Here is a 1,348-nt window from a genome sequence, read left to right as displayed (position 1 = left end):
CTAGTAGTGCTTCGTTAGGTTCTGGGCTGTCTGCGTCGGCTTCGCGGGTTGGCTAGAGGTCGTCCGCAGGTGGTGCAGGTACCGGTCCAGCACCTCAGCAGGTCCTGGAGGAGGTCGAGGACCTGGTAGAGGGTCAGGCCGGTGTGCGGACTTTTGGGTCGAGCCGCCGGAGGGTGAGGAATGCCTGGGCGGCGGTGACGAGGGTGACGTGGTGGTGCCAGCCGCGCCAGGTGCGGCCCTCGAAGTGGTCCAGTCCGAGGCCGTGCTTGAGTTCGCGGTAGTCGTGCTCGATCCGCCAGCGCATCTTCGCCCACCGCACCAGGTCAGCGACCGGTGTGGTGGCGGGCAGGTTCGATATCCAGTAGTCCGTCGGAGCGTCCTGGCCGTCCGGCCATTCGACCAAGAGTGTCTGGACGGGCAGGACGCCGTCCCACCGGCTGCGGCCGCCGCCCGCCTCCTGCGCTGCGGCCAGGGACTGCTTGCCCGCAGGCCGGACCGTCAGGACCGCGAAGCGTGAGGTCATCGCGCCTTTGCTGCCCTGCCTCCAGATCACCTCGGTGAACCGGTCGGCACCGGCCTCCGCTGCGAGGACGCAGACGGCTCGCGGTGGGGTGCGGTAGCGGGGAAGGGTGGGCGGTCCGAGTCCGCCGTAAGCAGGCTGGTACGGCTCAACATCCTCCGGGTGGGCGACTTCCTTCCCGGTCACGGCCAGGACATAGGACAGCCCTCGCTCCTCGAGGCCGAGTCGGAAGGGGGTGCTGACGCCGTAGCCGGCGTCGGCGACCACGACCGGTGCCTTCAACTGCCACTGGGCGAGTGTGTCCAGCAGGCCGAGCGCGAGACGCCACTTCTCCTGGTGCACCACGTCGTCGGGGACACCTGCCCTGCGGCATCGCTCCGGTTCGTCCGTCCACTCACGCGGCAGATACAACTGCCACTCCAACGGGCACGAGGCCGTGTCGGTGGCAGCATGGACACTGACCGCGACCTGGCAGTTCGCCCGTTTGCCGACCGCTCCGCAGTACTGGCGGGCCACCCCCACCGACGCCTTGCCGCACTTGGGGAACGACACATCGTCGATCACCCACACCTCGGGCCTGACAACTCCGGACAGCCGCTCGGCGATCCGCTGCCTGACCGGCAGCGGATCCCATGGCGACTGGTTCACGAACTGCTGCAGGGCCTGCATGTTCCCGTCCGGCAGACGCACGGCCATCGGCTGGATCGACTTGCGCCGGCCGTCGAGCATCAGGCCCCGCAGATAACACTCGCCCCACCGCCGCTGATCCCGCCGCGGAAACGACCCGAACATATCGGCAACGAACTCCGATAACTCGCCCCGGAGCCG

1 protein-coding gene is annotated in these 1,348 nt (G+C 68.5%); it reads right to left on the bottom strand.

What is annotated here, in order from left to right:
• Positions 1–133: 133 nt before the first annotated feature.
• On the bottom strand, positions 134–1,348 hold a 1,215-nt coding region (locus tag IE172_RS30400), incomplete at its 5' end, for an IS701 family transposase (RefSeq protein WP_190100556.1).

It is taken from the genome of Streptomyces griseoflavus (assembly GCF_014649995.1).
Lineage (GTDB): Bacteria > Actinomycetota > Actinomycetes > Streptomycetales > Streptomycetaceae > Streptomyces > Streptomyces griseoflavus.
This window is presented reverse-complemented; position numbering and strand designations above follow the sequence as displayed.